The organism is Synechocystis sp. PCC 6803 substr. PCC-P, assembly GCF_000284455.1.
Classification (GTDB): Bacteria; Cyanobacteriota; Cyanobacteriia; order Cyanobacteriales; family Microcystaceae; genus Synechocystis.
In genome coordinates, this window is the sequence record NC_017039.1 from 471,022 (window position 1) to 495,738 (window position 24,717).

General features: G+C 48.0%; 19 protein-coding genes and 2 pseudogenes. 10 read left to right on the forward strand and 11 right to left on the reverse strand.

What is annotated here, in order from left to right; translation table 11 throughout:
- The first annotated feature begins 160 nt into the window (after window positions 1-160).
- Together ftsH3 and SYNPCCP_RS02255 are read left to right on the forward strand one after the other, a co-directional pair.
- Entirely contained in the window at window positions 161-2,011 is a 1,851-nt protein-coding gene (gene ftsH3 / locus SYNPCCP_RS02250; protein WP_010871638.1) for an ATP-dependent zinc metalloprotease FtsH3, read from the forward strand.
- A gap of 208 nt (window positions 2,012-2,219) precedes the next feature.
- Window positions 2,220-2,756 (forward strand): annotated as a pseudogene (locus SYNPCCP_RS02255) (IS5 family transposase); the annotation flags it as partial.
- 126 nt (window positions 2,757-2,882) lie between these two features.
- On the opposite strand, the gene SYNPCCP_RS17845 reads toward SYNPCCP_RS02255, so the two are convergent.
- From SYNPCCP_RS17845 to gltB, 9 genes are all read right to left on the reverse strand, one after another.
- Entirely contained in the window at window positions 2,883-2,996 is a 114-nt protein-coding gene (locus tag SYNPCCP_RS17845; RefSeq protein ID WP_353511586.1) for a hypothetical protein, read from the reverse strand.
- A 37-nt stretch (window positions 2,997-3,033) separates the two neighbouring features.
- Entirely contained in the window at window positions 3,034-3,285 is a 252-nt protein-coding gene (locus SYNPCCP_RS02260; RefSeq protein WP_010871640.1) for a type II toxin-antitoxin system VapC family toxin, read from the reverse strand.
- Window positions 3,286-3,513 (reverse strand): antitoxin, encoded by a 228-nt coding sequence (locus SYNPCCP_RS02265; RefSeq protein WP_010871641.1) that lies wholly within the window; start codon window positions 3,511-3,513, stop codon window positions 3,286-3,288.
- Between the two features lie 78 nt (window positions 3,514-3,591).
- On the reverse strand, window positions 3,592-3,873 hold the full coding sequence (locus tag SYNPCCP_RS02270) for a type II toxin-antitoxin system mRNA interferase toxin, RelE/StbE family (protein ID WP_020861443.1): 282 nt from the start codon (window positions 3,871-3,873) through the stop codon (window positions 3,592-3,594).
- Window positions 3,870-4,088, reverse strand: a complete 219-nt coding sequence (locus tag SYNPCCP_RS02275; RefSeq protein ID WP_010871642.1) for a hypothetical protein — start codon at window positions 4,086-4,088, stop codon at window positions 3,870-3,872. Before SYNPCCP_RS02275 ends, SYNPCCP_RS02270 begins: the two co-directional genes overlap by 4 nt.
- Window positions 4,089-4,190: 102 nt before the next feature.
- Window positions 4,191-4,526, reverse strand: coding sequence for a DUF86 domain-containing protein (locus SYNPCCP_RS02280; RefSeq protein ID WP_010871643.1), 336 nt, complete (start codon window positions 4,524-4,526; stop codon window positions 4,191-4,193).
- Window positions 4,516-4,824: a nucleotidyltransferase family protein gene (locus tag SYNPCCP_RS02285; protein WP_010871644.1), complete on the reverse strand. Its 309-nt coding sequence runs from the start codon at window positions 4,822-4,824 to the stop codon at window positions 4,516-4,518. The genes SYNPCCP_RS02280 and SYNPCCP_RS02285 overlap by 11 nt, the downstream gene beginning before the upstream one ends.
- 129 nt (window positions 4,825-4,953) lie before the next feature.
- Window positions 4,954-6,480, reverse strand: a complete 1,527-nt coding sequence (locus SYNPCCP_RS02290; RefSeq protein ID WP_010871645.1) for an RNA-directed DNA polymerase — start codon at window positions 6,478-6,480, stop codon at window positions 4,954-4,956.
- A gap of 268 nt (window positions 6,481-6,748) precedes the next feature.
- Window positions 6,749-11,401: a glutamate synthase large subunit gene (gene gltB / locus SYNPCCP_RS02295; protein ID WP_010871646.1), complete on the reverse strand. Its 4,653-nt coding sequence runs from the start codon at window positions 11,399-11,401 to the stop codon at window positions 6,749-6,751.
- A 221-nt stretch (window positions 11,402-11,622) separates the two neighbouring features.
- Here gltB and SYNPCCP_RS16670 point away from each other — a divergent pair.
- Window positions 11,623-12,280, forward strand: a pseudogene (locus SYNPCCP_RS16670) (Uma2 family endonuclease).
- Window positions 12,281-12,406: 126 nt separating this feature from the next.
- A complete protein-coding gene (locus SYNPCCP_RS02310; protein ID WP_010871649.1) occupies window positions 12,407-13,645 on the forward strand; it encodes a PQQ-dependent sugar dehydrogenase in 1,239 nt (412 codons plus the stop codon).
- Between the two features lie 234 nt (window positions 13,646-13,879).
- Here SYNPCCP_RS02310 and SYNPCCP_RS02315 read toward each other — a convergent pair whose 3' ends face one another.
- A complete protein-coding gene (locus tag SYNPCCP_RS02315) occupies window positions 13,880-15,328 on the reverse strand; it encodes a cobyrinate a,c-diamide synthase (protein WP_010871650.1) in 1,449 nt (482 codons plus the stop codon).
- On the reverse strand, window positions 15,325-16,434 hold the full coding sequence (gene cobT / locus SYNPCCP_RS02320) for a nicotinate mononucleotide-dependent phosphoribosyltransferase CobT (RefSeq protein WP_010871651.1): 1,110 nt from the start codon (window positions 16,432-16,434) through the stop codon (window positions 15,325-15,327). Before cobT ends, SYNPCCP_RS02315 begins: the two co-directional genes overlap by 4 nt.
- A 113-nt stretch (window positions 16,435-16,547) precedes the next feature.
- On the opposite strand from cobT, the gene SYNPCCP_RS02325 reads away from it, so the two are divergent.
- The 6 genes from SYNPCCP_RS02325 (at window position 16,548) to SYNPCCP_RS02350 (ending at window position 24,700) form a co-directional block, all read left to right on the forward strand.
- Window positions 16,548-18,458, forward strand: a complete 1,911-nt coding sequence (locus SYNPCCP_RS02325; RefSeq protein ID WP_014407070.1) for a long-chain fatty acid--CoA ligase — start codon at window positions 16,548-16,550, stop codon at window positions 18,456-18,458.
- A 344-nt stretch (window positions 18,459-18,802) separates the two neighbouring features.
- Window positions 18,803-19,969: a response regulator gene (locus SYNPCCP_RS02330; RefSeq protein WP_010871653.1), complete on the forward strand. Its 1,167-nt coding sequence runs from the start codon at window positions 18,803-18,805 to the stop codon at window positions 19,967-19,969.
- A gap of 195 nt (window positions 19,970-20,164) precedes the next feature.
- Window positions 20,165-20,530 (forward strand): response regulator transcription factor, encoded by a 366-nt coding sequence (locus SYNPCCP_RS02335; protein ID WP_014407071.1) that lies wholly within the window; start codon window positions 20,165-20,167, stop codon window positions 20,528-20,530.
- A gap of 46 nt (window positions 20,531-20,576) precedes the next feature.
- A complete protein-coding gene (locus SYNPCCP_RS02340; protein WP_010871655.1) occupies window positions 20,577-21,140 on the forward strand; it encodes a chemotaxis protein CheW in 564 nt (187 codons plus the stop codon).
- 70 nt (window positions 21,141-21,210) lie between these two features.
- A complete protein-coding gene (locus SYNPCCP_RS02345) occupies window positions 21,211-23,820 on the forward strand; it encodes a methyl-accepting chemotaxis protein (protein WP_010871656.1) in 2,610 nt (869 codons plus the stop codon).
- An 88-nt stretch (window positions 23,821-23,908) separates the two neighbouring features.
- Window positions 23,909-24,700 (forward strand): ABC transporter permease, encoded by a 792-nt coding sequence (locus SYNPCCP_RS02350; RefSeq protein WP_010871657.1) that lies wholly within the window; start codon window positions 23,909-23,911, stop codon window positions 24,698-24,700.
- The last annotated feature ends 17 nt before the right edge of the window (window positions 24,701-24,717 follow it).

Sequence of the window (24,717 nt, forward strand, 5' to 3'; positions counted from 1 at the left end):
GACCAACAGTTACAAAGCCTCTATCCTTAGCATTTTTTCGCTACAGTGGCCAATTGTTTCTGAGAAGCGTTAACATAAGTTAACAACTGTTTATTATCCACTCCATCCATTGCTAACCGGTGGAATATGATAACTACACTCACTATTGGAGAGTTCTAGCGTGAGCAAAAATAATAAAAAATGGCGTAACGCGGGCCTATATGCCTTGTTGTTAATTGTCGTTTTAGCGTTGGCATCGGCCTTTTTCGACCGACCGACCCAAACTAGGGAAACCCTCAGCTACAGCGATTTTGTCAATCGGGTAGAAGCCAATCAGATCGAACGGGTCAACCTCAGTGCCGACCGCACCCAAGCCCAAGTACCCAATCCCAGCGGTGGTCCTCCCTACTTAGTCAATCTGCCCAACGACCCCGACTTGATCAATATTCTCACCCAACACAACGTGGATATTGCTGTCCAACCCCAGAGCGACGAAGGTTTCTGGTTCCGCATCGCCAGCACCCTATTTTTGCCCATCTTGCTCTTGGTGGGAATTTTTTTCCTCTTCCGTCGGGCCCAGAGTGGCCCTGGTTCCCAAGCCATGAACTTTGGTAAATCCAAAGCACGGGTGCAAATGGAACCCCAAACCCAAGTTACCTTCGGGGACGTGGCCGGTATTGAGCAAGCCAAACTAGAACTCACCGAAGTGGTGGACTTCCTGAAAAATGCAGACCGCTTCACCGAATTGGGAGCCAAAATTCCCAAGGGTGTTTTGTTGGTAGGCCCCCCCGGAACCGGTAAAACCCTGTTGGCCAAAGCCGTGGCTGGGGAAGCGGGTGTACCGTTCTTTTCCATCTCCGGTTCGGAATTTGTGGAAATGTTTGTCGGTGTTGGTGCTTCTCGGGTACGGGATTTGTTTGAGCAGGCTAAAGCCAATGCTCCCTGTATCGTCTTCATCGATGAAATTGATGCCGTTGGTCGTCAACGGGGCGCTGGCCTTGGTGGTGGTAATGATGAGCGGGAACAGACCCTCAACCAGTTGCTAACGGAAATGGACGGTTTTGAAGGCAACACCGGCATTATTATCGTCGCCGCCACTAACCGTCCCGATGTATTGGATTCTGCCTTGATGCGTCCCGGTCGTTTCGATCGCCAAGTGGTAGTAGACCGTCCTGATTATGCTGGCCGTCGAGAAATCCTCAATGTCCATGCCCGGGGTAAAACCCTTTCCCAGGATGTGGATTTGGATAAAATTGCCCGTCGTACCCCTGGATTTACCGGTGCTGACCTGTCCAACCTGTTGAACGAAGCCGCTATTTTGGCTGCCCGTCGCAACTTGACCGAAATTTCCATGGACGAAGTCAACGACGCCATTGACCGGGTGTTGGCTGGTCCTGAGAAGAAAAATCGGGTGATGAGCGAAAAACGCAAAACCCTAGTGGCTTACCATGAAGCTGGCCACGCCTTGGTGGGTGCTTTGATGCCTGATTATGATCCAGTACAAAAAATTAGCATTATTCCCCGCGGCCGGGCCGGTGGTTTAACCTGGTTCACCCCCAGTGAAGACCGTATGGAATCCGGTTTATACTCCCGTTCCTATCTGCAAAATCAGATGGCCGTTGCCCTGGGAGGCCGTATTGCTGAGGAAATTATTTTCGGCGAAGAGGAAGTCACCACCGGTGCTTCCAACGACCTCCAACAGGTAGCCCGGGTCGCCCGCCAAATGGTAACCCGTTTCGGCATGAGCGATCGCCTGGGCCCGGTAGCTTTGGGTCGTCAGGGTGGTGGGGTATTCCTTGGTCGGGACATTGCCTCTGACCGGGACTTTTCCGATGAAACCGCTGCGGCGATCGATGAGGAAGTAAGTCAATTGGTAGACCAAGCCTATCAACGGGCCAAACAGGTCTTGGTGGAAAACCGTGGCATTTTAGATCAACTGGCAGAAATCTTGGTAGAAAAGGAAACTGTTGATTCTGAAGAGCTGCAAACTCTCCTGGCTAACAACAATGCCAAATTGGCACTTCTAGTTTAAGAATCCAAGCATTGGAATTCCTAGAGTTAAAACTCTGATCAAAACATTATCCCCTTCCTGATTTACAGGGGGGGATTTTTTTGTGGGCCATTAAGAGCGTGTTTGAAAAGTCGGCATAATTGGGAAAAATGGTGAAGAATACAGAATTTTCACCGTAATGATGCTGAGAGAATTTTACAGCAGCGACATCAGTGATAGCCAGTAGCAATTGGTAGAATCCAATCTCCCCCAAGCAAAAAGTGGGGGAAGAAAACGGAAAACTAATCTGAGGGAAGTGCTTAATGCCATTTTTTACATGCTCAGAGCGGGTTGTGCTTGACGACTTCTGCCCCATGATTTTCCCAAATGGCGAAGAATGGTTATTTCCGACAGTGGTAGGAAGACGGTACCTGGAAAAAATTGAATCACATCCTCAGAAAGAAGATTCGACTTAAGGTCGGAAGAAATGCCAACCCTAGTGCTGGTTGTTTGGACTCACAGTCAGTGAAAAAGGCTGGCGCTGGACAAGAAAGTGGTTATGACGGTGGAAAAAAGGTCAATGGTCGTAAACGCACAATCCTCGTGGATACCATGGGATTACTTCTCGATGTTGTGGTTCACAGCGCTCATCGCTCAGGCCACCAAGGTCTTACTCTACTCGGTACTTGGTTTGCTCCTCTATGGCAGTGCCTGCAATTGATATGGACTGACAGCACTTTTGGCAGTAAGAATTTTACTGCCTGGGTTAATTAATGAGACCTTTGGCTAGAATTTGGAAATCGTCAGCAAAAAGGATGGACAAAAGGGTTTTGAGGCTTTGCCTCGAACTTTTCAAACATATTCTTAGTGCGCCAGTTAGTTGAAAGCAGCAAATCAAATTTTACCGAATAGTTTATTCTGCCCAGTTTTCCAAGAATAAATTGTTAATGCGTGAAAATTCTCGAAGATTATTGGTGACAAGCGTTACTCCCAGACTTAACGCATGGGCTGCAATCAGCATATCCATAGCCCCAATGACAAGACCTCTACTTTCTAGATTACTTCTAATGTTGCCATAGGCGATCGCCGCTTCCTGAATTAAATTCCACGATTTCTAGCGGCATCAAGAATTGCATTAAGGCATCACGATTTTTCGATTGTTGTTGACTTTTACTGACACCATATTCTAATTCCGCCACGGTAATGGATGAAATACCAATGTCTGATATCTCCAGGGTTTGAAATTTTGCCAAGACTTTAAACGGTTTCTTCTTAATGAGATAAATGCAAATATTCGTATCTAGTAAATACTTCATTTAGAACTCTTCTCGTATATCTAAGGGAGGCTGTTCCCTAGTTTTCATAAAATCATCTGAAAATTGATCTAAGCTTTCAATTAAGGATTGCCAAGGGTTATTTTTAGCAATCAAAATAATTGTACTTCCAATTTTTTTAATGTAAACTTCGCTTCCGGCTATCGTAAAGTTTTCTGGTAAAATAACGATTTGATGGGTGCCATCGGTGCTAATTTGAGCTGTGTTCATGACGTTGCCTCTAGGATAAGTAAGGGGGAAGAGTTGGCGATCGCCGAAAGATCGACTTTTCTTTTTTGACAAGTTAAATTAATAGACTTCATCATGGGAACCTAAATTAAGTAATAAAATTGCCTCTTCCTTGTCTTCTGGGTTGTTTACAAATTCAAATAGCAGACGATAATTATAGTCGATAGAGCATGACCAAACGTTAGCTAGTTCTCCTTTGAGTTTATGGGTGCGTAGGCTAGGGTGAAAAGGATCTGTTGCCAACTGATGTAATATTTGTTCAATCATCGGTCTCAGATTAGGATTTTTGGGAATCAGGCGCTTGAATGAACGTAATGATTTTGGAGACCAGGCAATTTTCATTCTTGATCGAGCGCTTCCAAAAATTGATTTACTGAACCAAACTGAACATCACCGTTAGCAAATTCTTGGCGAATTTCTTTGATTTCCTCGGCTAATTTTTTTCTTCTTTTTTCTTGCAATCGTTTTTGAATAATATCAAGTAAGATTTCTTGATCATCTAGGGGTAGATTTTCAACGGATTCAATGGCTTTTTGAAATTCTGATGTTTTTAGCATTGTAGTTTGACGGAATTTATTTAAGGTTTTAACTACGTGAAAGAGGATTGGCGATCGCCAAAAAATCAGCTATGGGGCACTCCGGTTAGTTGGAAAGAGTATTTACATGTTTTCTAACAGAGAGTCGAATAGATAGGCTAATTCTGGTAGTTTGTTCTCAATTACATCCCAGATTATATCCAGATCAAGTTGATCATATTCGTGAACAATAACATCTCGCATTCCTGCCATTTCCCGCCAAGGTATTGCTGGATGTTGACTGCGGAAGTCTGGAGAAATTCGCTTTGTTGCTTCGCCAATAATCGTAATTTGATAGAGAATGGCTGATAATTTCTCATCGTTAATTTCTAGTTGTACTTTATCAATTTCATTCGTATAGCGCAAAATGCGTCTAATGGCATTGGCAATATCAATAAGGGATTCTTGATTACGTTGCATAGATAATTTGGGCAGATTCTAAAATGTTTTTACGTCTGAGCCAGTTTTCACTCCGATTGATTGCACTTTTGACAATTAAATCGACAGGACGTTGAAATATTTCTTGCAGTTCATCTCGCATCTGTATGGTTTCTGTTAAACCACGTTTTGCAGTAGGCGCAAATTCAATGAGTATGTCAATGTCGCTGTCTGAATGAAAGTTTGGACGTAGGATGGAACCAAATAAAGCAAATTCTTTGACCTGCCATTTGTGACAAAATTGACGAATTTGCTCCATCGGTAAATTTGTTGTTTCCATAATCCTGACGATTTCTGTTTGAGCTATTTAAGTTTGTTTGTGTGTTTCAATGGATCTCGAAGGAAAGGAAAATTGTATAAGCTTTTCCTATTTAGCTAGAGTGACAATCAAAGAGCATTTTTTAATTTTCTATCTTTTGAAAATGGCGAATCGCTCGGCTAGTGTTTTATCTCGGCAAGCTCTCGGTTTAGTAAATAGCTTAAAATCTGTATCTTTAAATAATTCCTGCTTACTTGTCACAATAGATTTGTAAAATACATTTTCTTTGATTTTTTCGTTCTTAATAATACTGTCAAAATCTTCATTTTGAAAGCCAAGAGATATATAACGACAGAAAAATACCAACCAAACGATCTCAAAAACGGATGACATTTTCGATGCTCTGTCTAATTCATCCTTAATTGTTTCCCTAAGAAAATCCTTAAGTCCTTGATCATTTCTTTTATTTTCAATATATAAACGCTCAATAACTGATAAAACATGACATAGGATTTTTGTTGATTCTCGTTTTAGTAAAAACAAAAGAGAAATTGTCTTTCTGATTTCTTTTCCACGATTTTGACTTGAATAACTAACCTTTAAATTATGTCTTTTGTCAAATAACTCTGCAATAAATTTTTCAATAATGCTAGTACCAGGGTGCTTTCGATGAATATCTAATGCAATTAGCAAGGTATGTTCAAATTTTCTAAAAGAAATATATTTCTTTCTTCGCAATACATGAGGAAAATATGCTCGATTATGTTCTCGATAAAGCCCATCGGGAAGATTGAGAAACGATGTTTTACTTTCGTTCAATGAGAGATTATATTGAGAGAGTTGATGGGAAAGAATGTCAAGCAATTTTTTTGCATTTTCTTTCGAATTACATAATATTCTGTAATCATCTTTAAAGCGGACAGCTGCATATTCAATATGCTTGGATTCTTGGGAAAACTTACGATCAATATCTGCTAAGATAGTCTCAGCAATTAGATCAGAGAGTGCCGAACCGATGGGAATACCATTTGTTCGTCCATCATTTGAATATTGAAATAATCTATCAATTTTATTTCCAAAAAGTCTAAATTCTTTATCTTCAAGTGCTTCTTCTCTTCCATGAATGGCCCATCCAATACCATGAGTATAGATTGACGGATAGAAATTTGTAATATCGGTTTTGGCTAAAATATTAAATTTTTGACCATCTAGTATAAGGTCTTCCTCTGCCATTTCAAGCCATTCATAAATCATTCTACCTGCACGAAGAGGGCTTAAGTCTTCAAAATCTTTTTTTGAAACTGGAATAGGAAAACTGTAGGCGGCAACCTTATTTTCTGAGTGGAAAATATGGCTTAATATATTATCCCAGTTTTGATGTAAATAAAAAATAATGTCGTGATAATTCCAAGGATGCTGAACACTAAAATTTCTGTATGTTAAAGTACTTTTGGGAAATGAAACAAAAGCCACTTGACGCTTTTTTAAATCATTAATGTTGATATTGTATGGAGTGTCTTGAAGTTTAATCTCTTTTGATACAGTAAAACTCGGTGGCAGGATATTTTCTTCGGGGAAATAACCAACATTCAGCAACCATTTTGCTATTTTATCCTTATTTACTTTCCGCACAAGAGATTCTGTTTCTCGGAAATGCTCATAGGTTGCAAACTTCATTAGCTATTATAAGTAATGACTTAAATATAGATTTTATCGCTGATTCGATTAGGGATGAGATACTCCTAAGTTCTGGAATCTTTATTTCTTAAGCTTCGTGTATCCTAAGAGTGTCCCATATCCATCCTAATTTGCTATAAACATATTTTCAACCCTTGTTCATTAAGTCGGCAAAAGATAATCTGTCCCCCTATTCTACTGAAAAAGTGATTTTTTGACGTTGGGCTAGACTTCAGCCAGTTTAGCCCAGTTCCATCATAAATTTATCCTAACTCCCCCCAATGCGAGCCACATCCTTGGCATTCTCCTCAAACGCCGCATTCAAAGCATCATCGCCGCTCAAACCCGCTTCTAGCGCTTTTTTGATGGCTTGCAATACCCGTTTATAATCCCGAGGCATTACCTTAACGAATTTGGGAATACTCGCTTCCCAATCTGCTAAAACAGCTTTACCTTTGGCGCTGTCGGTGTAGTTAACATGGTTCTGGATTAACTCTTTGAGATCCTTAATTTCTTCGGGATCTTCTAGTTTTTCTAAACCCACCATGGCGGAATTGCAACGGGTGGCAAAATCCCCAGTTTCATCGAAGATGTAGGCCACACCACCACTCATGCCCGCCGCAAAGTTTCGTCCTGTTTGACCAAGAACCACGACTTTACCGCCGGTCATATATTCGCAACCATGATCGCCCACCGCTTCCACCACCGTATTGACGCCGGAATTGCGGACACAGAACCGTTCCCCCACCATGCCGGAAATATAAACTTCCCCAGCAGTGGCGCCATAGAGACAAACATTACCGGCAATGATGTTTTCCGAAGCGATAAAACTAGAGCCTTTGGGGGGATAGACAATAATTTTGCCGCCGCTCAATCCTTTACCCAGGTAATCGTTGGCATCCCCTTCCAGTTCCAGGGTCATGCCCTTGGGAATAAAGGCCCCAAAACTTTGCCCCGCACTGCCTTGGAAATGGAGATGGACAGTATCTTCCGGTAAACCTTCCCAATGGCGTTTGGTGATTTCGTTGCCGACAATGGTGCCCACCACCCGGTTGATATTGGTAATGGGTAAAGTGGCGGTGACTTTTTCCCCTTTGGCGATCGCCGGTTGGCAGAGATCCAATAACTGGGTGATGTCGAGGGAATGCTGAAGACCATGATCCTGGGGAATTTGGCAATAACGACCCACATCGTCCCCTACTTCCGGCTGATGGAGAATAGTGGAAAGATCAATGCCTTTTGCTTTCCAGTGAGCTACGGCCTTTTTCGGTTCCAGAATATCGGTGCGACCAACCATTTCGTTAATGGTGCGGAAACCCAGTTGGGCCATCACTTCCCGCAGTTCCGTGGCAATAAAGGTCATAAAGTTGACCGCATGGGCCGGATCGCCGGTGAATTTGGCCCGCAGTTCCGGATTTTGGGTGGCAATGCCCACGGGACAGGTATTTAAATGACAGGCCCGCATCATAATGCACCCCAGGGATACCAGCGGCGCAGTCGAAAACCCAAACTCTTCCGCCCCCAGTAAAGCGGCGATAGCCACGTCCCGGCCAGTTTTCATTTGCCCATCGGTTTCCACCACAATACGGGAACGGAGATTGTTCAACACCAAGGTTTGATGGGTTTCCGCTAGGCCCAATTCCCAGGGCAACCCAGCATGTTTAATGGAAGTTTGGGGTGATGCTCCGGTTCCTCCGTCATAGCCAGACACTAGCACCACATCGGCATGGGCCTTAGCCACCCCAGCGGCGATCGTGCCCACCCCGACTTCCGACACCAGTTTGACGTTAATGCGGGCTTCCCGGTTAGCATTTTTCAGGTCGTGGATTAATTCCGCCAAATCTTCAATGGAATAAATGTCATGGTGGGGCGGGGGAGAAATTAAACCTACGCCGGGAGTGGAATGACGCACTTTGGCGATCCAGGGATAAACTTTTTTGCCGGGTAGCTGACCCCCTTCCCCAGGTTTTGCACCCTGGGCCATTTTGATTTGAATTTCCTTTGCTTGGGAGAGGTACAAACTGGTCACTCCAAAGCGCCCGGAAGCCACCTGTTTAATGGCACTGTTTTTGGAATCTCCCTGATCGTTAGTCCAGGTAAACCGTTCCGGATCTTCCCCCCCTTCCCCAGTGTTGGACTTACCACCAATGCGATTCATGGCGATCGCCAGGGATTCATGGGCTTCTTTGGAGATGGAGCCGTAGCTCATGGCCCCGGTTTTAAAGCGTTTCATGATCGCTTCAATGGGTTCCACTTCTTCGAGGGGAATAGATTCTCGGTCTTGGAAATCCAGTAAGCCCCGCAGGGTAAAGAACTTTTGGTTTTGTTCATTAACCAGGGCGGCGTACTGTTTATAAAGCTCGTAATTACCTTCCCGCACCGCCCGTTGTAATAAATGAATGGTTTGGGGACTAAATAAATGCTCTTCCCCATCCTTCCGCCATTGGTACTCACCCCCTACATCAAGGGTATGCAAATCACCAGGGCGAGGAGCAAAGGCATGTTGATGGCGCAAAATAGCTTCCTGGGCAATTACACCTAAATCAGAACCTTGGATGCGGGAAGAAGTGCGGCAGAAATATTCATCAATCACACTCTGATTTAAGCCCACCGCTTCAAAAATTTGGGCACCTCGGTAACTTTGGATGGTGGAAATGCCGATTTTAGAAGCAACTTTAATTACCCCTTTGGTGGCGGCTTTGATATAGTTTTTGCAAGCGGTTTTGTGATCCACATTAACCAGTAAACCTTCGGCGATCATACCGTCCAAAGTTTCAAAAGCTAAGTAAGGATTAATGGCTCCACAACCGTAACCGAGTAGGACAGCAAAATGATGCACTTCCCTCGGTTCCCCAGATTCCAATACTAGACCCACCTTGGTACGGGAACCGTTGCGAATCAAATGGTGATGTAACCCCGACACCGCCAGCAGAGCAGGGATAGCCGCTTTTTCCGCACTAACTTGGCGATCGCTGAGAATGATTAGGTTAGCTCCTTGGGAAATGGCCTGGTCAGCTTCCGTAAACAAATTATCTAACGCAGTTTTAAGGCCCGCTTCCCCTTGGTTCGGATCAAACAAAATGTCTAGGGTGACGGATTTAAATTCATCGTCGTCTAACGCTTTGAGCTTAGCTAGATCTTCGTTGGTTAAAATGGGAGTTTTCAACTCAATTAAGCGGCAACTTTCTGGCCGAGGATCAAGCAAATTACCTTCACCACCAATGGTGGTTTCTGCGGAAGTAATAATTTCTTCCCGAATGGAATCAATGGGGGGATTGGTAACCTGGGCAAATAATTGTTGGAAATAGTTGTAGAGTAATTTGGGCTTGTCAGATAGTACAGCCAACGGAGTATCCGCCCCCATGGAACCGATCGCCTCCACCCCATCCCGACCCATGGGAGCTAGGAGAATACGCAATTCCTCAAAGGTGTAACCAAAGGCCATTTGCCGTTGCCGTAAACTTTCTGCATCGGTGCCAGGAACATTGCCGGGGGAGGGTAATTGCTCCAGGGATTTCAAATTAGCCGCTAGCCATTCACCGTAGGGATGCTGACTGACAATCTCCTGCTTAATTTCTTCGTCGGCAATGATGCGCCCCTGTTCCATATCCACCAAGAACATCCGCCCTGGTTGTAGGCGACCTTTCTTGGCCACCCGCTCCGGTTCAATGGGCAATACTCCTGCTTCGGAGGCCATAATCACCAGATCATCTTTGGTGACGTAGTAGCGGGAAGGACGCAAACCATTACGATCCAACACTGCCCCCATCATTTTGCCGTTGGTGAAGGCAATGGAGGCCGGGCCATCCCAGGGTTCCATCAAACAGGAATGGTATTTATAAAACGCTTTCTTTTCCTGACTCATGGATTCGTGGGCACTCCAGGGTTCGGGAATCATCATCATCACCGCATGGGGTAGGGAGCGGCCAGCCAGATAAAGCAGTTCCAACGCATTATCAAAAATGGTGGAATCACTGCCGTCAATGTTAATCACCGGCTGAACCTTGGCCATATCTTCCCCAAACAGGGACGATTCAAACAGGGCCTGGCGGGCCTGCATCCAGTTGACGTTGCCCCGCATGGTATTGATTTCGCCATTATGGGCAATGTAGCGGTAGGGGTGGGAGCGCTCCCAACTGGGAAAGGTATTAGTGCTAAAGCGGGAATGGACAAGGGCCAGGGCACTTTCCATGTCCGGGTCATGCAATTCCGGATAATACTGCCCCACCTGGGCTGTGGTCAGCATCCCCTTATAAACCAACGTCCGAGCCGATAAACTAGCCACATACCAATAGGTATCAATTTTCGGCGATCGGATTGCCCCGTGGGTCAACTTACGGATTACGTATAATTTGCGCTCAAAGTCCAGGTCATCAGTCAAGCCTTCCGGCCGGGCAATGTAAACCTGTTGCATAAACGGTTCACTGGCGATCGCCGTTTCCCCCAGGGGTTCGTTCTGAGTAGGAATGTCCCGCCAACCCAAAACTTTTAAGCCTTCTTGGGCAACAATGTCATTGAATTTTTGACGAGCTTCAGCCCTGGCCAATGGATCGGGGGAACCGTAAATGTTGCCCACGGCATACTGCCCCGGAGCAGGAATGGTGATGCCTTCCGCCCCGGCTATTTTTTGGATAAATTTATGGGGAACTTGGATTAAAATACCGGCCCCATCCCCGGTGTTTGGTTCACAGCCACAGGCCCCCCGATGCTCCAAATTAACCAACATTTGCAGGCCCTGCTCCACAATATCGTGGGAAACTTTGCCCTTCATCTGCACAATAAAACCTACCCCACAGGCATCATGTTCATTTTGCGGATCGTAAAGACCTTGGACTTGGGGGGCGAGGTGAGAGCTGTTCATAGGACTGGTAACCGTACAAAAGTTTGGAACGAGGGGGTGAAGACCTTCGTGGCAGGGCATTCCCCGGTTTTTGAATTGTAGCGGTCATTACGGGGGGGAGGTAGGTTTCCTTAATGAATCTATTAAGTTTTGCTCAAATTTCAGATTCTTTGTCGAGAAAAGGTAACAAATTTAACTATTTTGTTGTGGTTAGTTCCAGCGTTGAACAATTCCCCCTAAATAATGTCTAAAAGCCATCAGTTAAACTGAAGGTCAGTCCCTAGCTGCTGGAGACCACCGCTATGAGCGTAGCCCTAGATCGGCAAATAGTTTATCCCGACAGTGATGGACAACCCATGGCTGACAACACCAAGCAATTCAGTTGGATTGTTCTATTAAAAGAAAATCTGGAGTGTCTTTTTGCTAATAACTCCGATGTTTTTGTGGCGGGGGATCTGCTCTGATATCCCGTGGAGGGTAAGCCAGAAATCCGGGTTGCCCCCGATGTTTTTGTCGTTTTGGGCCGACCTAAGGGCGATCGGGGCTCCTACCGTCAATGGCAGGAAGGTAATCAACCGCCCCAAGTGGTATTTGAGGTGCTATCCCCCGGTAATCGTCTGAAGGAGATGAACAAAAAAAGAGACTTTGTATGATTTTTACGGCGTAGAGGAATACTATGTCTATGACCCAGATAATAATGAACTGGTGGGTTTGCAACGGTGGCAGGGTAAGTTAACGGTCATTGATGAAGTGGAGTATTGGACGAGTCCCCTTTTAGGCATCCATTTTGAACTTACCCCGGAGAATTTACAGATTTTCTATCCCGATCGCCGTCCATTTTTAAGCACTGTGGCTCTGGCGGCGTTGACGGAACAGGCGGAAAAACGGGCAGAGTTAGCTGAGGCGGAAAATGCTCGCTTGAAGGAGTTACTACGGCAGGCAGGGGTCATTGAGTTTTAACCTCGGCGGGCTTTGACTTTAAATCCATTCTAATCACACTAGCCAAATCAACTGGCCACTAACCCGCCTTCGTTACCGGGGAAATTGTTTAAGGTGGAGTAAAAAGGAACGCAATCAATTGGCGCTATGTTGATCCCATTTCTGTTTAAGCTTACCCTCCCCTTGGCCAGCGGCATTGCCCTCTCAAGCTGTGGAACGTTACCGGAGGCCGACCTTGGAACCGCAGCAGGAAATCAAACTTCTTCTGAGCCGACCAATTCGGTGGAGATTGTGCAAGCTAATCAACCGGAGATTAAAGCAGTGCCAGTGATCGATGGTTTAGAACATCCCTGGGGTATGGCTTGGCTACCCAATGGCGACATTTTAATTACCGAACGGCCGGGGCGACTCCGCATTGTCCGTGATGGCGTTTTAGATCCAGAGGCGATCGCCGGGGTGGTGGCAGTTTCCACGGTTTCTGCCCAACAACTGTTTGCTTCCCAACAGGGGGGCTTACTGGATATTGCCTTGCATCCCCGTTTTGCAGAAAATCGCTTTGTCTATTTCACCTACTCCCACGGCACCCAACAGGCCAATCGCACTAGGGTGGCCCGGGCAGTTTTTGATGGAGAAAAACTGACGGATTGGCAAGTCATCTTTGAAGTGGGACAAACTAAACCCGGCGGTCAGCACTTTGGCTCCCGCTTAACTTGGTTGCCGGACGAAACTCTTTTGGTTTCCATTGGCGACGGCGGTAATCCCCCGGTGGAATTGGAGGGAGATTTTATCCGTCAACAGGCCCAAAATCGGGCTAGTCACCTTGGGAAAATTATTCGCATCAATGACGATGGCACCGTGCCTGCCGATAATCCTTTTCGCAACGACCCCAAGGCGGCCCCGGAAGTTTGGAGCTACGGCCATCGCAATATCCAGGGCTTGGCCTATGATCCCGTTACCCAAAAGGTATGGGCTACGGAGCACGGCTCTAGGGGCGGTGATGAACTGAATTTAATTCAAAAAGGAAAAAACTACGGTTGGCCGGTGGTGTCCTTCAGTAAAGAATACAGTACAGACCAGCCCGTTGCTCCGGCCACATCCCGCCCTGACATGGTGGATCCTCTCCAGATTTGGACTCCGGCTATTGCCCCTTCCGGTTTAACCATCTACAACGGCGATCGCCATCCAGAGTGGCAGGGAACCATTTTTGCTGGGGGGTTAGTGGACAGGGGCATCCGCCATTTACGGCTCGATGAAAATAACCAAATTATCGATGAAACCACTATTTCTATTGGCCAAAGGGTGAGGGATGTGCGCCAAGGCCCCGATGGCCATGTTTATGTTTTAACTGATCAAAATAATGGGCAATTACTGCGACTGGAATCGTAAATCCACTGACTAAAGCTCCAGCAATAATCTAATTTCTTCCCCAAAAACTATCCGCTCTCCCAAACGCTGACTTGCAGCAATTTTAGGAGAGCGGTCTAGGGGGTCAGCTTGGTTGAAACCTGACTGCCGGAAGGAACTTTAAACGTAGCTAATTCGGATTTTTGGGAATAGTTACTCTAAAGAACGGCCCCGGCCCACAGCCGGCTAACTTCAACCAAACGACCCAGGCACATACTACTCTCTACCATGGGCATCACCTCCTGTATTCCTTAACGGTACTGACTTAAAGGGTGGATGCTTCCCAAGGTAACTCAACTTTTTTTGAAAGGCAAGACAAGCGGCTCGGAATTTTTCCACGGTGGAAATTTGACTGCCCCAATGGAGGTGGAGATAGGAAGCCTGAACAGACCCTACACACCATCCATCCGTTGTGTTTTGGTCTATGGCCAGTAGTCCCCGTTGGCGGTAGAGAGCTTGGTTAGGGAGTTTCGTCATCTGGGAACGGTGAAATTCATGGCCTCGTAGGGATTCTGTTTGCCATAACCAACTGTGGGAATTAACCACCTGGGCTTGGCGGTATCCCAAACTGAGTTTTCCCCCCATGGTGACGGCGGTGGGTAACATTTCCAGCATGGGAAAAATTTGTCCCTCAAAGTTAGTTAGGCTTTGGCTTAGGTACATTAAACCGCCACACTCTCCGTAGGTGGGCAATCCCTGGTGAATTAGGGTTTTGAGTTGATCTTTTAAGGCTTGATTTTGGCTTAATTGCTCGGCAAAAAGTTCGGGAAAGCCACCACCAAGGTAAACCCCATCGATCGCCGGCGGAAGTTCGGTATCTTCTAGGGGGCTAAAGGGAATGAGTTCAAAACCACAGTGGGTGAGCAAATCTAGGTTATCAGCGTAGTAAAAGTTAAACGCTTGATCTTGGGCGATCGCCAACCGGGCTTGGGGAGATTTTTGGGGAACATCAAACAAGCTCATAGGACTGGGCAAATTCCTGGGGGTTTCCAAGAGCGGGAGAAGTTTGGGCCAATCCAATTGCTGGGCGGCCACATGGGCTAACTGGTCAAAATATTGCTGAATTTGGGGTAACTCACCACACGGAACTAAACCCAAATGGCGATCGGGCAGAGTTAAATCCTGCTGACGAAAAAATACCCCCAGAATGGGAATACGCAAGGGTTCCAACGCAATTTTGAGCAATTCTAAATGGCGATCACCCCCTACCCGGTTAAGAATTACCCCGACTAAATTTACCCCCGGTTGCCAATGGCGATAACCCTGGACAATGGCGGCAACGGAACCGGATAAACGCTGGCAATCCATCACAAAAACGATGGGCAAATTGAGCAAGCGAGCAATGTGGGCAGTGGAACTGTAATCGGTCAAACCTTGGTAGGGCACCCCGTCAAATAAGCCCATTACCCCTTCAATCAAACTGTAGGGAGTGCCTTGGCTGTGGTAGTGGAAACACCTTTGTACATAGGCTTCGGAAGTTAAAAAGGGGTCTAGGTTACGACAAGGCCGCCCCGTAATTTGGCTGTGGAACATGGGGTCAATGTAGTCCGGCCCCACTTTGAAGGACTGCACCCTTAGTTTTTGCCGGGCCAGGTAGGCCAACATGGCCAGGGTGATGGTGGTTTTGCCGGCACCGCTTCTTTCCCCCGCAATAATTACCGTCATTGTTGTTTTTTTTCCTTGACCTGTCCCAATTCCCGGGTAATTAAATTTTCAATTAACTCTAGCAACTGTTCCTGACCCCAATTTTTGTAAAGGTGGGCGGCGATCGCCATGGCCCCGGCCCCCACCCCTTCTTTGACAAAGCCCTGTTCATAGACCTGCAGTTGAGGATAAACCGACGATGAAAAACTGAGTTGCGGAGCTAGTAGGGACACTGGGGCAAGCAAATTTGCCAGACCCACCGTATCACCACTGGCATCTTCGCAGACCCATTTGGTTGTACCCACCACTAGGCGGGAAAAATCCACTGCTAGATTCTGTTGTCGAGTCAAGGCTTGGATCAGGGCATATACCGCCAACATCTGGGTTCCCCCGGCTAACATCACCCCCGTGCTATGACTAGCGGCGATCGCCATACCGGCCACGACCATTTGCATTGGATCCCCAACGGCGGCCACAACTTCCATGGCATTGAGATGCGGGGAATGATGTTCTAGACTCTGACGCACCAAAGCCAATTTTTGTTGATGGTTGCAATGGGGATGACTACTGTTCACTTTGCCCCCAGCGTCAATGCCTAGACCTAGCAGTACCCCCAGGGCTGTGGTAGTGCCCCCCACCACGCATTCGCTTAGCACTAAGTAACTTTCGGCATGTTCCTGGGCTAACTGTGCGCCCCACTGCAAACCCTGCTGAAAAAGATGCTCCACCAGGGCCAACGGTAACGCTTGCCCTGTGGAAAGACAGCGGGCGGGTTGTCCGTCTAGATTGATGACTGGCACCGCTGGGGGAATGGGTAAACCAGAGTTAAATAAATAAACCGGAGTATGGAGGGCATCCACCAACGCTTTGGTGATGAACACTGGGGAAACCCCAGAAATGAGGGGAGGTAAGGGATAGGTTGCCCCTGCCGTAGTTCCCTTGATTAAAAATTCCGCATCGGCGATCGCCGTCAATTTTCGATCAGCGGGGGTTTTACCCGCCGCAGAAATGCCCGGAATTAAACCAGTTTCCGTAAAGCCCAACACACAGACAAACACCGGTGGACAGTGGCCATGGCGCTCAATCCAGGATAAAGCTTGGTCAGACTGGGTATAAACTGTCAACATATTTCTGCAAGAGTGGGCCCAATTGGGAAAATCAACCTCAAATCCATTGGAATAGCCTTTTTTCAACCGTAAAAATCCAACTTTCTCTCTTCCCTTCTTCCTTCCATCTGATTATGGTTACGCCAATTAACTACCATTCCATCCATTGCCTGGCGGATATCTGGGCTATCACCGGAGAAAATTTTGCCGATATTGTGGCCCTCAACGATCGCCATAGTCATCCCCCCGTAACTTTAACCTATGCCCAATTGCGGGAAGAAATTACAGCTTTTGCCGCTGGCCTACAGAGTTTAGGAGTTACCCCCCATCAACACCTGGCCATTTTCGCCGACAACAGCCCCCGGTGGTTTATCGCCGATCAAGGCAGTATGTTGGCTGGAGCCGTCAACGCCGTCCGTTCTGCCCAAGCAGAGCGCCAGGAATTACTCTACATCCTAGAAGACAGCAACAGCCGTACTTTAATCGCAGAAAATCGGCAAACCCTAAGCAAATTGGCCCTAGATGGCGAAACCATTGACCTGAAACTAATCATCCTCCTCACCGATGAAGAAGTGGCAGAGGACAGCGCCATTCCCCAATATAACTTTGCCCAGGTCATGGCCCTAGGGGCCGGCAAAATCCCCACTCCCGTTCCCCGCCAGGAAGAAGATTTAGCCACCCTGATCTACACCTCCGGCACCACAGGACAACCCAAAGGGGTGATGCTCAGCCACGGTAATTTATTGCACCAAGTACGGGAATTGGATTCGGTGATTATTCCCCGCCCCGGCGATCAGGTGTTGAGCATTTTGCCCTGTTGGCACTCCCTAGAAAGAAGCGCCGAATATTTTCTTCTTTCCCGGGGCTGCACGATGAACTACACCAGCATTCGCCATTTCAAGGGGGATGTGAAGGACATTAAACCCCATCACATTGTCGGTGTGCCCCGGCTGTGGGAATCCCTCTACGAAGGGGTACAAAAAACGTTCCGGGAAAAGTCCCCTGGGCAACAAAAGCTAATTAATTTCTTTTTCGGCATTTCCCAAAAATATATTTTGGCCAAACGCATTGCCAATAACCTGAGCTTGAACCATCTCCACGCTTCGGCGATCGCCAGGTTGGTGGCCCGGTGCCAAGCCTTGGTGCTTAGTCCTCTCCATTACCTCGGGGACAAAATTGTCTACCATAAGGTACGCCAGGCCGCTGGGGGCAGACTGGAAACTCTCATTTCCGGAGGAGGGGCGTTAGCTAGACATTTAGATGATTTTTACGAAATCACCAGCATTCCCGTCCTGGTGGGCTATGGCTTAACGGAAACGGCCCCAGTAACTAATGCCAGGGTGCATAAACATAATTTGCGCTATTCCTCTGGCCGCCCCATTCCTTTCACAGAAATTCGTATTGTTGACATGGAAACCAAGGAGGATTTGCCCCCCGAAACCCAAGGTCTTGTGCTAATCCGTGGTCCCCAGGTGATGCAGGGCTATTACAACAAGCCGGAAGCCACCGCCAAAGTTTTAGACCAGGAAGGCTGGTTCGACAGCGGTGACTTAGGCTGGGTAACGCCCCAAAATGATTTGATTCTCACCGGTCGGGCCAAGGACACCATTGTGCTCAGTAACGGGGAAAATGTGGAACCCCAACCCATTGAAGATGCCTGTTTACGCAGTGCCTACATTGACCAGATTATGCTGGTGGGCCAGGATCAAAAATCCTTGGGGGCTTTGATTGTGCCCAACTTCGATGCATTGCAAAAATGGGCAGAGACGAAAAATTTACAAATCACCGTGCCGGAACCGTCGGCTAGCAGTGAAGGGATGCAGGCTAGTGGTTTGTATGACCCCCAAGTGGTGGGGTTAATGCGGTCGGAGTTGCATCGGGAAGTGCGCGATCGCCCTGGCTACCGAGCCGATGACCAGATTAAGGATTTCCGTTTTATCCCAGCACCATTTTCCCTGGAAAACGGCATGATGACCCAAACCTTGAAGCTCAAACGACCAGTGGTAACCCAAACTTATCAACATTTAATTGACGAAATGTTTTAAGAACCTGTTTATAAAGTCTGATTCTGCCCCCTAAATCCCCCAATACTGGGGGACTTTGACTTAGTTTCCCCCCAAACTTGGGGGGCCAGGGGGGCTTTTCAAACACGATCTAAGGCCTATGGGTAAACTTTTAGTCAGGCCTATCTCTTGAGAAAGACCCTTCCCAGCCTCCCCTAATCGGGGGAAGTGCCTCGAGCTCTGCAAAGGCGGTGGGGTAAATAAAATGCTTGACTCAATTTCTCCCGTGGGTGGGTTAAGGCTAAGAGGGAAAACCCTAGCTTTGGTTGGCGAGTAAGCTTGCGGCAAGTTCGATAAGATATACACATCAATCTTGTGAAAACGCCATGCAGGGAACCCTGAACGAAATTGATCTCCGGAGTATCCTGCGGCTCATTGAATTGGGCCAGCGGACGGGGCAACTTTTCGTTGAGGTCTATCCCCATCAGAGTTGTGGTCGGGTTTTGCTAGACAAAGTTGGCTATTGGTTTTTCTTTTTTGTAGATGGCAAGTTGGTTTACGCTGCGGATCAAGACTGTGGCAATTTGCGCCGCCTCCAGGATTATCTTCGTCACCATGACATTGCTATTCCCCTCGGAGAGATGGAACTGGAAAGCCTAGCCCTGAACCACATTCCCGAATACGCTTGTCTGTGGCAATTACTTTCCAAAAATATTCTCACCCCCGCCCAAGCCCACCGCATTGTTTTAGGCATGGTGCAAGAGGTGCTGTTTGATGTGTTGAGTTTACGCCAGGGAAATTTTGTTTTTGCCTTGGGAAGTGCCCTAGAGCCGCCCCTTACTTCCTTTGCAATTACCCCCCTATTAACCCACGTCGGGCAACAAATCCAAGCTTGGAAACAGTTATACCTACGCATCCAATCCCCCGACCAACCGGTGGCGATCGCCAAGGATCCGGAATTGGCTAGTAAAATACCGGCCAAATTTGCCCAACATTTCCGCAGTTGGACCGATGGAGCCATTCCCCTACGCCAAATCTCCCGCTACCTACAAAAAAATTTGCCCGCCATTGCCCATGGCCTTTATCCCTACATCGAATCAGGGGCGATCGAAATATTTCCGGCCCATGAATCCCAAGGTGAGAACGGTTCAGCCTGGGAAACCTTGACAGACCACACCATCCATAAAGTCGTTTGCCTCGACGACGACTATGCCATTGGGAAACAAATTGAACTTTTTTTAACCAATCAAAACCCCAACTGTGAGGTGGTGGTGCTCCAGGATCCCCTCCAGGCCATGACCACCTTATTGACTTTGCAGCCTGATCTGATCCTTTGTGACATCACCATGCCCCACCTGGATGGCTATGAAATTTGTCGAATGGTCCGCCATGCCCAGCACCTAAGGGCAATTCCGATCATTATGCTCACTGGCAAGGAAGCCTACCTCGACCGACTCCTGGCCCGGATGGCAGGGGCGACGGATTACCTGACCAAACCCTTCACCCAAAAAGAACTAATTTCATTAGTTGAATCTTACTGTAAAAAATCATGATCTTTTGATCATTATCTCCATCCCCCGTCGCAGCACCGACAATTTTGCGGTAAATTGTCAACAACAATGGGCTCCCCAACAAAAAATAATACTGACTGAATTGTTAAGGGAGCGACTATGATGGAAAATAAACCAGGCAGGATTCGCCAATTTGCTTCGGATCCAGGTTTGCAGTGCCAAGCAGAAAGGACTTTTATGAACGCAGTTTTGCTGGTTGAAGACAGCTCTAGTCAGCGCGAGATGATATCTGGCATCCTCAAAGACCATGGCTGGCAGGTCACCATCGCCTGTGATGGGGTGGAGGCCCTGGAAAAATTGCAGAATTTTAGTCCGGACCTAGTGGTGCTAGATATTGTCATGCCCCGCATGAATGGCTATGAGGTTTGTCGACGCATCAAATCCGATCCGAAAACCAAAAATGTGCCAGTGATTATGTGCTCCTCCAAGGGGGAGGAATTTGACCGTTTTTGGGGCATGCGTCAGGGAGCCGACGCCTACATTGCCAAACCATTTCAGCCCATGGAACTGGTGGGCACCATCAAACAACTCCTGCGCAATTGATTGTGGGGTTTTATGAAACTTGGGTTATGGTTATTTAGGGTTTTAGGTGGGGAAATCTATGGTTAGTTCTAATTCCGCTGATATTTTCGTTGATGGCAAACAGGAATTAGATCCGGCGTTTCAGGAACTGCAGGCCCTGGAAGGGGAACTTCATCTCAGATTTTATTTGCCCTCCCGGGAAGAGTTTGCCCTGCCAGCGGTTTCCATTCGAGAAGTGATGCAACAGGAGCCAGACCGCATTACCCCCATTCCTAATGCCTCGCCCCTATTGTTAGGAACTATTAACCTCCGGGGCCAGGTCATTTGGGTAGCAGACCTAGGGCGTTTTTTGGGGAATAATGCCAATCTCAACACCGACCGGGCGGAAATTCCCGTCATTGCGGTGGAAGATCAAGAAACTCTTTTGGGTTTGGCAATCGACTCCCTCGGTAATATGGAATGGTTGGACACGGACAATCTTCAGCCGGCCAACGATGTGCCGGATCACATTGCCCCCTACGTCCAGGGAGAGTGGCAGATTCCCGCTAACGATGCCCCCTCCTCTCCTCCCCAAATTTTGCGCCTTCTAGACCATGTGGCGCTACTCCGATCCGCCCGCTGGGCAACTTGATATATCCAGCTAAGGCAATGGATTTTTATTCACCTTGGCCTACCTAAAACCGACTGAGGAAACCGGCAAAATGGCAACAGAAACCAATTTTTCGCAGCTTTATGGGTTGGCCTACGCCGCCTATGGACAGGGGAATTATCAAGAAGCTTCTTCCCATATTGAACAATTGGCCGCTGATTTTCCCGAAGATCCTAATGTATTGTTGCTCCGGGGGCATATCTATGTCGGCCTGGAACAATACGCCCTAGCCCACCAGGCTTATCAGGGGGTAATTCGGTTTTCCGATCGCCAAGACTTAATTGACTGCGCTAACCAGGCCCTAGGGCAAATCCAAGAAGAGGAACCAAGGGGCAACGGAGCCAAAGATTCCCTTGACCAGGATTGGCAAAGTGACATCGATGCCATTGACAATTCCATGGCCTGGGAAACAGGAGTGTTCACCGAAGAGGATTTCGGCGAGCCCACTTTGGGCCGGGCCCCCAGCCCCACTAATCCGGGCATGGACCATCCCTTTGGCCGCAGCTCTGCTTCCTTTGGTACCAGTGGGGCCAGGAGTTACGAAATTGAAAACCTAGATTGGAGTCCGGAAGCTTTCACCGATGACCTGGACTCCGATGATGAACAGACCATGATGCCCCAAACTGGCGAGTCTACTTTTGTGGTGCCACCGGCCTTTGGTGAAGGGATAGCGGATTTTGCCGATTTAGCGGCGGATGTCTCCTCAGCCGGCATTGGCGGGACAGATGGTGCCGAATATCCCCCATATCAAACTTGGGACGGGGGCGACTGGAGTGAAGCTCTCGGTTTGGATGATCCTGAAGCCTTGGCTCAGGCCCCTACCCCCACCTCTGGCGATTACGGCGCTGGCAATAACCTACCGAGTTTTGATGCGTTTGAGGAAGGGGTGGAGGATGAGTTGTCCGATTTTAACCTGACGGATATTGCCCCAGAGTTGCCCGATTCTTCCCTCTTTAGCCAAGCCACTAATTTGGACATAGGTGCGGTGGGTCGCATCGATGACACCCAGGGCGGTGATACGGTGGTCCATGGAGGTAATGCAGCGCCACCGGGCATGGCCACTTGGTTGAAACCGGATGGGGCCGCCACCGGGGATTTATCCAGCGCCACTAGTCCCTTTAATGACCGGCCCACCAGTGAGGTAGATGCGGGTTTTCTCGGTTGGTTCACCAATGCTTCCCTGTTTAGAAAGCAGATTTACATGGCGATCGCCTCCGGTGTGTTTTCCGGGTTCGCGGTGTTGGTATTGGGAAGCATAGTGGGTTTAGGGGGAACTCCCAAAGACGTACCTGCTCCTTCAGGGGAAACCACCACCGAAGCTCCAGCAGAAGGTGCCCCCGCAGAGGGCCAGGCCCCTTCCCAGACCCCAGAGGAAGAACCGGGCAAACCATCCCTCCTCAACCTCGCCTTCCTCACAGCCATAGCCACGGCGATCGGAGTCTTTCTGATCAATCGATTGCTGATGCAACAGATTAAGAGTATTATCGACGACCTGCAAAATCAGTTTGAATCCATCTATGAGGGCAATTTCAATGTCCGGGCCAAGGTGCGATCGGAGGATGAATTGGGGGCTTTGACCCAACGGTTTAACTATATTTCCCAAGTTATTCTCACGGCCACTAGTGAAGCCCAGGAACGGGCTGCTACCACCGAAAAAGTGCGGGAAAAATTACAGCGCCAAGTAATTCGGCTCCTGGACGATGTAGAGGGAGCTTCCCGGGGAGATTTAACCGTACAAGCGGAAGTAACGGCGGATGAGCTGGGAGCGGTGGCCGATGCCTTTAACCTAACTATCCAAAACCTGCGGGAGATTGTGTTACAAGTTAAAAATGCCGCCAAGCAGGTGAATAACAACTGTAAAGACAGTGAGTCCTTTGCCCGCAATAACTCCAGCGATGCGTTGCGAATGGCGGAGGAATTGGCCGTCACCCTCAACTCTGTTCAGTTAATGACGGAATCCATTGAACGGGTAGCAGAAAACGCCCGGGAAGCGGAGGAAGTGGCCCATACTTCATCTTTAACTGCCCTCAAAGGTGGGGAAGCGGTGGAAAGAACGGTGGGGGGCATTCTGCAAATTCGGGAAACGGTGTCGGAAACTGCCCGCAAGGTAAAACGGTTAGCGGAAGCATCCCAGGAAATTTCCAAAATTGTGGCGGTTATTTCCCAAATTGCCTCCCGGACTAACCTGTTAGCTTTGAACGCCTCCATCCAGGCGGCCCGGGCAGGGGAAGCAGGGCGGGGCTTTGCCATCGTTGCAGACGAGGTGCGACAGTTGGCGGATCGTTCTGCTAAGTCGTTGAAGGAAATTGAGCAAATCGTTTTGCAAATTCAGAGTGAAACCGGCTCCGTAATGACCGCCATGGAAGAAGGTATCCAACAGGTAATCGACGTAACTGACAAGTCGGAACAGTCGAAACGGGCCCTGGAGGATATTATTGAGGTGTCTAATCGGATTAACACTTTGGTGCGTTCCATTACTGCTGATACCGTCAAGCAGCAGGAGAACTCCGGTGCAGTGTCCAACGTCATGCAGTCCATTGAGCTGACGGCCCAGGAAACTTCCCAGGAATCTCAACGGGTAGCAGGATCTTTGCAAACCCTGGTCTCCATTTCCCGCGACCTGTTAACTTCGGTGGAACGGTTCCGGGTGGAAAGTCGCTAGGGTCAGGGCAGTGTATTTCCCCCAGCCTTGGTGTCGAAACATTGGAGTGGGGCCCACATGTCCCAGTCATTAATTATTGCAGTGAAGTATGTCGGATCGAGGCTCTCGCCACTCCCTCAGTCTTTGGTTCCAGCGTTTGGTTGCAGCCTTTTTTTTAACCGGCCAAGTTTTTTTGCACATTTTGCAAGGGCGCATTAATCGGCGCAATACCCTGGAGCAAATGAATATGGTCGGCCCCGAATCCATGGCGATCGCCTTGATTACTGCTGGTTTTGTGGGTATGGTGTTCACCATTCAAGTGGCGAGAGAATTTATTTACTATGGGGCCACCACGACCATTGGGGGAGTTTTATCCCTATCGTTAACTAGGGAATTGGCCCCGGTGCTGACAGCGGTGGTGATCGCCGGGCGGGTGGGGTCCGCCTTTGCGGCGGAAATTGGCACCATGCGGGTAACAGAACAATTGGATGCTCTGTATATGCTCAGGACAGATCCGATTGATTATTTGGTCGTTCCCCGGGTGATCGCCTGTGGATTAATGTTACCGATTTTGACCGGATTGTCTCTGTTTGTGGGCATGGCGGGAGGATTGGTAATTTCCTCCAGTCTTTATGCCATTAATCCAACCATTTTTTTAAACTCTGTGCAAAATTTCACCCAGCTATGGGATGTATTTGCTTGTTTGTTCAAATCTTTGGTATTTGGCGTCATCATCGCCATTATTGGTTGTAGTTGGGGCTTAACCACCACTGGGGGGGCCAAGGGAGTAGGCGAGTCCACCACCACTGCAGTGGTCACGTCCCTATTGGCCATTTTCATCAGCAACTTTTTCCTATCTTGGTTAATGTTTCAGGGGACGGGGGATACCGCCCTAGGCTAGAGGGCTATGGCATTGAC